This is a genomic window from Fulvivirga sp. (genome assembly GCF_040220315.1).
In the GTDB taxonomy this organism is placed as follows: Bacteria; Bacteroidota; Bacteroidia; order Cytophagales; family Cyclobacteriaceae; genus Fulvivirga.
This window is the reverse complement of sequence record NZ_JAVJUY010000298.1, coordinates 1-7,274: the sequence shown is the minus strand read 5'-3', so window position 1 is coordinate 7,274 and position 7,274 is coordinate 1. Positions and strand designations below refer to the sequence as shown.

Below are 7,274 nucleotides of genomic sequence, written 5' to 3'. Positions count from 1 at the left end.
TTGAGCTTTTTTGCCTTATCAAGTAACTCAAAAACAGTGCTCTTTGCCTTATCAAGTCGATTTTCTTTTAAGTAGATAACATTTATTTGGTTGAGCAACCCAATTTCTAACAATTCACCTATTTTATCCTGTGCTTGAATCAGCGAGTCAATTTGTAAATATGATTCTGAATAAAGCTCATATGACTTTTTAATGTTGCCAGTGATTCCCGAAATGTAGGCTAATCGTTGCTGAGTAATTATGGCCATATAAATTTTATTGCCACTGTTAAAGTGTTTCTTTGCCTGCCATAATTTATCGATGGATTTATTCAGTTTTCTTAAGTTCTGGTACGCAATGGCTTCAGTTAGATTTAAGTAGCCTTCAATCCATTCTGGCTTATGAGGCCTGTAGCGGGAAGCATTGAGGATATTATCGAGCATCTCTTTGCCATCCGACTTTGAATGGGCAAAAGCAAGATTGAGATAAGAGAGATAGATGTTTAATGAATCATTTTCATAAAGGCTTTTTTGCAAAATGGAATCAAGCTTTGGGATGTCATGTATCCGGTTGCCATTCATATCGTGCCTGTCAGAATAGATTTCAGCAAGAACTGAATCAGGATAATATTCTGAAGCCTTGACAAAACCATAAGCTAAAAGCAAAAGAATGATGGTTGAAGTAAATTTGAAATTCTTCAAAGTATCTGATTAACCGAATAGAAAAATAAAATGCAAAGTTAACTAAACGTTAATCAATGAAAAAGGGACTCATCAGTCCCTTTTTCCGTTCAACCTAAACTGTGAAAAAACTAATCGTTTAATCTGAAATATGAAATCGATTCATCAGCAAGAAGGAAATCACTGCCATTAAGCAATTTCACCAATTTAACATCAGGATCGTTTGAAATGCCTGGTGTGCTTTGGTAAACTAATTCATCTTGCTGATTGTAAATTTTGTAGGTGGTGGGTTGCTTGTTTTCAAGGCTTCGTTTAAAAAATGGATCCATCTCCATCTTACTTGCCTTATCTTTGAGTTCTTCCTCTTTGGGTTTGATTTCCATAGTGCCACCGAATACCGGGGCTGAAAAGAGTATTGCCAAAGCCCCGGCAATTGCTCTTTTGTTTGTTCTGATAAATTTCATGACCGTTGTTGTTTATTTTGAATTTGCCCTAAACTCTTTAGAGCGATTTTTGACCATTAACAGTATACCAACACTCATGCCAAGTAATTAATATATTGATAATCAGAAAGTTATAAATTCATCTAATTTGGTTTTTGTTCGTAATTGAACACCATTCGATCGTTCCTGTACGCAAAAAAAGGTTACGTTTTAAAGCGATTATTTTTCTGTTTGGTGTACAGATAAGCCTGTGATTTATCTTTGGTTAACCCACATAAAATTTTATTTTTGCACAAAAATTAATCTAGCGACACATGAGCGTATTAGTAAATAAAAATTCTAAAGTAATCGTACAAGGATTCACCGGTTCAGAAGGCACTTTCCATGCCGGTCAGATGATTGAATATGGTACAAATGTAGTAGGTGGTGTAACTCCTGGAAAAGGTGGTCAGAAGCACCTCGATAAACCTGTATTCAACACTGTAAAAGATGCAGTAGAACAAGCTGGCGCTGATGTGTCAATTATCTTTGTTCCACCGGCATTTGCAGCAGATGCCATTATGGAAGCAGCAGATGCAGGTATAAAAGTAATTATTGCTATTACAGAAGGTATTCCTGTAAAAGATATGGTTACTGCCAAGAATTACCTAAAGGGTAAAGATGTGGTATTAGTGGGGCCTAACTGCCCAGGTGTTATCACTCCAGGTGAGGCAAAAGTGGGTATTATGCCAGGTTTCGTTTTCAAACAAGGTAAAATAGGTATCGTATCTAAGTCAGGTACGTTAACATACGAGGCAGCTGATCAGGTGGTGAAGGCCGGATTAGGTATTTCTACCGCCATTGGTATTGGTGGTGATCCTATCATCGGTACCTCTACCAAACAAGCCGTAGAAATGTTAATGAATGATCCTGAAACTGAAGCCATTGTGATGATCGGTGAGATCGGAGGAAACTACGAAGCTGAAGCTGCGCGTTGGATTAAAGAACAAGGCAATCCAAAGCCGGTTGTTGGATTTATCGCTGGCCAGACAGCTCCGAAAGGTAAGCGCATGGGCCATGCAGGCGCTATCATTGGTGGTGCAGATGATACGGCTGCCGCTAAAATGAAAATTATGGATGAATGTGGCATTCACGTAGTGGCTTCACCTGCAAATATTGGTGAAACGATGTTGAAGGCACAAGGTAAATAAAACCTAATTAAAACTATACATGTAAAGCCTCTGAATTTCAGAGGCTTTTTTGTTGCTGAGACTTTAACATTACAACACCTACCCAGACAAACCATAGGATTTGAGTTGTTCCGAATAGCTCGGCAAAGATGAAGTATGGATAAATTGTACAAACACCAAAAACGCCTATCAGTAAACCGAAATATACCAGGCCTTTAGGTAGCGTATTGGACTTAAAGCCTGCAATACTTAAAAAGATAAGCCATAGTGCTCCAACAATTTCGTTCCCGCCACCAAGACTATCGCCCATGATATTTACCATTTTCCAGAGTGTAACAGCTTCTTCAGGGTTGATTATCCCATTCTTAATTACAGCGGCTAAACCAATGTTGAGAATCATGCCGCTGGCGATAACCAATACAACCCATACAAACCCAAAGACTGCTGCTAATTTGCTTAGGTAAGCTTCCCCTTTAGTTCGCTCGTAAATGGCTAGCACCAAAACAGCTAATACAATGCCGAACAAAACGTAAATTATGAGGTTGGTGATGCTAAGTAATAATTGATTTTCTGATAAATGAGCTATCGTTTGAGAAGCCGTGGAATTAGCCGGTAAATAGTTCAACACTGCACCGTAAATGATAAAACCAAATAGGTATATGATGGCTTGAGTAATGGCCGACAGGCCACCTAATTTTTGTAAATTCATAATTTTCTGTTGATATTAAAAGTTAACAATTTCCCTGTTTCTATATGTCAATTACCACATTACCTGTCTTCTGGCCAGACATAACATAGAGATAGGCATCATCTATATTTTCGAGAGGATACGACCTGTCAATTACAGGTTTATACTTTCCTGTAGATACCAAATGGTTCATTCGTTTTAGCGAGCTTTTAATATTGGATGGAAACGGGAATTTTACTCTTTTGCCACCTTTGAGTTTCGTTAATAATGGCAAATAGATGTTTTCGGCTTTGGGGCCTAACTCCGAGGATATATAGACCCCTTTAGGCGTGAGAAGGTGTTGGCATTTGCCAAATGAACTCTTACCTACAGCATCAAAAATAAAATCAAACGTTCTATTCTTTTGTTGCGTAAAGTCCACTTTCTCAAAATCGATGAGTTCATCAGCACCCAACTCCCTGATTAAATTCAAATTTTTGGTATTGTAAGTGGCAGTTACATGGGCACCTTTAAGTTTTAATAGCTGTAAGGCTGCTGAGCCTATTGCTCCGGTAGCGCCATTAATCAAAACTTTACTGCCAGTGTGAATAGTCACTTTATTTAAAAAATTAATCGCATAATGCGCACCCTCGGCACATGCGATTATTTCTTTGAATGAACAATTTTCTGGAATAGAAACTATCGCGGCAGACTCTTTTATTGTCATGTACTCGCATTGCGATTCCAGTCCTTCATCATGAAAGCCCCATACCCTATCACCAGGTTTGAATGTTTTAGCATGCGAACCTATTTCTACCAGTTCACCGGCAAAGTCAGTCCCTAAAATACGTTTGGAAGGTTTTATCAGACCAATAAAAAATCGAAATACATAAGGCATACCCGTTAAAACACCGCAATCAGTTCTGTTTACAGTAGTATGATACACTTTAACAAGCACCTCATCTTTTTTGGGTTTCGGTGGATCCACCTCTTTAATGTTTATTACTTCCGGGAGGCCATATTCTTCTCTTATTGCTGCTCTCATAATTTAGTCAATTAACATTGTGAACGAGATTGAACACCTCAATTTAGGAGAACTATGATAAATGGCATTAATTGATGCTAACTAGTTCAATACCAGTTTGGCTGATTGATTTTTGCGGATAACGATGCAGCACACCCAAATAACCCACCAGGCGTCAAAAGCAAAGGTTATTTTCTGAAGAAAGGGGAGGTAGTAGAAGCCGATTTTTGTTTCGAAAATAAAAAATACAATCACGCTTAATGCGTAACACACATAGGCGAGCTGTTTTAAGCCTTTATTTGGATAATTTCTTAATTCTAAAAAGAAAGGAACGAGTGCTACTGTGCCGAGGATAGCGGTAAGCGTTACAATGCTATCATGATATTCGGTAAACATAAAGATGAAAACGGTCATGGTAATGACACCAAAAACCCGAACGAGGTTGGTGTTTCTATTCTTATGGGCAAAGATTTCTGGGAGCAGGTAAAAGAAGGTAATCATCGTAAAACTCAAAATCAGGTGTGAAATAATGGCCATACCCCTTGCGCTATTTTCTTTGCCACCTTGCGTTACAGGATTCATTACATCGCATAAAAAGTTATGGAAGAAGCTGTAACCGTCTGCCGATGTTTTATTGATAGAGCCACCAGGATAGTCTATAGCCGCAATGCTAAAGACAAGGAGGTAAGCCCCCATGCCGATGATGGGAATAAACGGAAGGTAATATTTTATCACTTGTTTCAAATTTAGTGTTAAAACAATGCAGATCACCTATAGTTTTAGAATTTGATGTTCAAAGGAGCCCTACTCTTATTTTCAGTTCTATCTGAATGGAATAATATAAGGCTTGCAATGGTTGAAGGTGATGTGTTTGGTTATGGCACATTTGTAAGATGATTTCAGGGCATGCAACTAGAACGATTTAGGTTAGAGCTTAGCCAGCCTATACCCAAAACGGCTTCATGCAGGCAAGTTGAGAAACAAGCAGCTTGAAATCGTAGAGAAGCGGAGACTCACGCAGGGACGTGCAGCGTGGATGTGTGTATGAGCAAATACCTCATACTTATAAGTATTCCACAAGTTAAGAGATGAAAGTGGATGTGAAATGCTTACCCAAAACGTGCGGCCGAGTCGCACCCAAGATTTAAGGACTTCGCATGGTGAAGTCCAAATGCGCTTTTAAAGCATATTAGCTGCCTTTTTTCGGTTTTAATTTTTCAATTAGCTTATCGCGATGTTTTCCGTAGATTCCAGTTTTAGACCATGAAACTACAATAGCATCATATCCACCTGACTTTAATTTTTCTTCATTAGTCAACACTAGAAGAATATCAACAACCCCATGACCACTTCTGTAGTAATCACGCCCCCATTTGTCAAAATATTCTTTTTTTGAAATGATACCTTTACCAAAATTACCATAAGCAAAACCAATTTTCTTATTTCGAAAATCGAAGCCTGATTGATTCCGTTGATTTTCTAATGACTTATTAAAATATTGAACTTCATGGCTATTTAAAGAAGGAGAGTCATTTGTTCCACAGCTATCAATTAATACTTGCTGTCCAAAGCAAAAGTGTGACACAAAGGTTAATATGATTATTGCAAGTTTCATTTGCGATTTTTATGGCAGCTAACCCGGCTAGCGCGCTGTGTGCCACCTAAGCCGATTTGCACGCAAAGTAATGAATTCTGTGTTTTGAGCCAAGTTGCGAAGACTTTGGCAAAGACCTTTCTGCACCCCTTCCCGCCCGTCTCGATAGTTATCGGGAGCTCGAGGGTTTACACACTGAAAGTTAACAAAGGAAGACCTACCACTTAAAGCCAAAAATGAAAACACAGAATGAATGGGCGAATAGCAATCACTATACAGTAAAGCACTTAAGCATATGCGTTGCTAGGCCATGTTATGCTCCTAAAATCAATAAATAAGAGTTTCCTTTGAAGGTAAGTCTGGTATTTGAAAAAATGAATCTTTCAATTTCATATCTTCTATTTTTGAGGCTTCAAAATTCAAGGTAAATCTTTTGTTTTCTATAACAATTTTAAGGCTGGGAGATTTTGTTTGTGATGTTACCAGTGAAAAATTACCATAATGATGATTTTCGAATGGTTTAGGGTCAATATTTAACTCTTCTGAAAAGTAATATTTACCTGTTCCTTGAGTTGTTTCAATTATGAAAACCTTGCACTTATAACCGAGAATTCTTTCATCTGTCTCTTTGATTGAATAATTAATAATGGTGTCTGAATTAATAGACCCATCCATCCATATTAGAGTGTCGGAATCACTAACGATGTTATATAATCTATTCATTTGTGGAGAATAAATCTGCTCATTAAAGTACATTCCATTAGAAACTGATTTATAGAAAGAGTCCTTTATGTAATACTCCATTTTATTACCCATATAAGCGGTAAATTGTTCATCCGTAAGTCCATCATTTAATTTCCATTCAAAACTGTTTTTATAAGTAATTTTTCCTTCGAATTGAGCAGTTGCAGTTAATGATACAAGGATAAAATAGATTACAATATATGTTCTCTTCATAGATATTTAGTGAAATACAAAATGGAGCATAACGCTCAGATATGATGAGTGGGGATTAGAAAGCAAAATCTTTTCCCTTACCACATAGCCACTCCTTGATTTAAATTTAAAACTTGTGGCGGACTTTCCAATCCCCACGAAAATATCCTGACCGATAACCTCCCATTCATTCATAGCATTTGTTACCTTCTGTTTTAATAATTGTTGCAAGTCAAACAAAGTCCTTCATATAAAACATTTCCTTTACAACCATCTTCATGGCATGGTTCTCTCTCAATTTCAAAATTTTGCTGGCAACTAAAGCAAAATATGGCGTTAGAAGTTGGTTTATTCGGTTTGAGAAAGCTCCACCTTGGTATTTCTTCTTCAGAATATCCAAGATCTGTCAAATATTTGGTGCAATAGGGACAGAGATACTTTCGGCTTTTTAATTCTACTGTTGTGTATCTATTCAAATATCCTAAAGTTGAATAGTTTTTAATGAATTGAAGTCTAAAAAGTAAATGAGATAACTCATAATCGTAATCAGACCATCCAAACAATGGGTGATCAACATGATATTGTTTTATTAAACTCCACCATTGATCATCACCTTCAAAAAGAGAAATAATTTGAATTGTTGATTCAATGAGTTCTTTTGGAGAAATATCGAATTCGGGAGAAGAATGCATAATAACATTTCTTCTTTTTCTTAGCAGTTCAAAGGCATTATTCAATTCCTCTCCTTGATGACTTTGAAGTGCATTAAAAGTTCTAATCAG

The 7,274-nt window shown here is 37.2% G+C and carries 9 protein-coding genes; 1 reads left to right on the top strand and 8 read right to left on the bottom strand.

From position 1 onward, the window contains the following. A partial coding sequence (locus RLO81_RS15060) for a hypothetical protein (RefSeq protein ID WP_350113365.1) occupies positions 1-680 on the bottom strand: 680 nt, incomplete at its 3' end. Positions 681-790: 110 nt separating this feature from the next. Further along, positions 791-1,123: a hypothetical protein gene (locus RLO81_RS15055; RefSeq protein ID WP_350113362.1), complete on the bottom strand. Its 333-nt coding sequence runs from the start codon at positions 1,121-1,123 to the stop codon at positions 791-793. Positions 1,124-1,416: 293 nt separating this feature from the next. On the opposite strand from RLO81_RS15055, the gene sucD reads away from it, so the two are divergent. After that, entirely contained in the window at positions 1,417-2,292 is an 876-nt protein-coding gene (gene sucD, locus RLO81_RS15050) for a succinate--CoA ligase subunit alpha (protein WP_350113359.1), read from the top strand. Between the two features lie 37 nt (positions 2,293-2,329). Here the strand turns inward: sucD and RLO81_RS15045 are convergent, their stop codons facing one another. From RLO81_RS15045 to RLO81_RS15020, 6 genes are all read right to left on the bottom strand, one after another. Then, positions 2,330-2,980, bottom strand: a complete 651-nt coding sequence (locus RLO81_RS15045; RefSeq protein ID WP_350113356.1) for a hypothetical protein — start codon at positions 2,978-2,980, stop codon at positions 2,330-2,332. Between the two features lie 40 nt (positions 2,981-3,020). After that, positions 3,021-3,983 (bottom strand): NAD(P)-dependent alcohol dehydrogenase, encoded by a 963-nt coding sequence (locus RLO81_RS15040; protein ID WP_350113353.1) that lies wholly within the window; start codon positions 3,981-3,983, stop codon positions 3,021-3,023. Between the two features lie 81 nt (positions 3,984-4,064). Next, positions 4,065-4,697, bottom strand: coding sequence for a hypothetical protein (locus tag RLO81_RS15035; RefSeq protein WP_350113350.1), 633 nt, complete (start codon positions 4,695-4,697; stop codon positions 4,065-4,067). A gap of 454 nt (positions 4,698-5,151) precedes the next feature. After that, positions 5,152-5,577: a DUF8192 domain-containing protein gene (locus RLO81_RS15030; protein WP_350113347.1), complete on the bottom strand. Its 426-nt coding sequence runs from the start codon at positions 5,575-5,577 to the stop codon at positions 5,152-5,154. Positions 5,578-5,883: 306 nt separating this feature from the next. Then, on the bottom strand, positions 5,884-6,513 hold the full coding sequence (locus RLO81_RS15025; RefSeq protein WP_350113344.1) for a hypothetical protein: 630 nt from the start codon (positions 6,511-6,513) through the stop codon (positions 5,884-5,886). Positions 6,514-6,707: 194 nt separating this feature from the next. Then, a partial coding sequence (locus RLO81_RS15020; protein WP_350113341.1) for a hypothetical protein occupies positions 6,708-7,274 on the bottom strand: 567 nt, incomplete at its 5' end.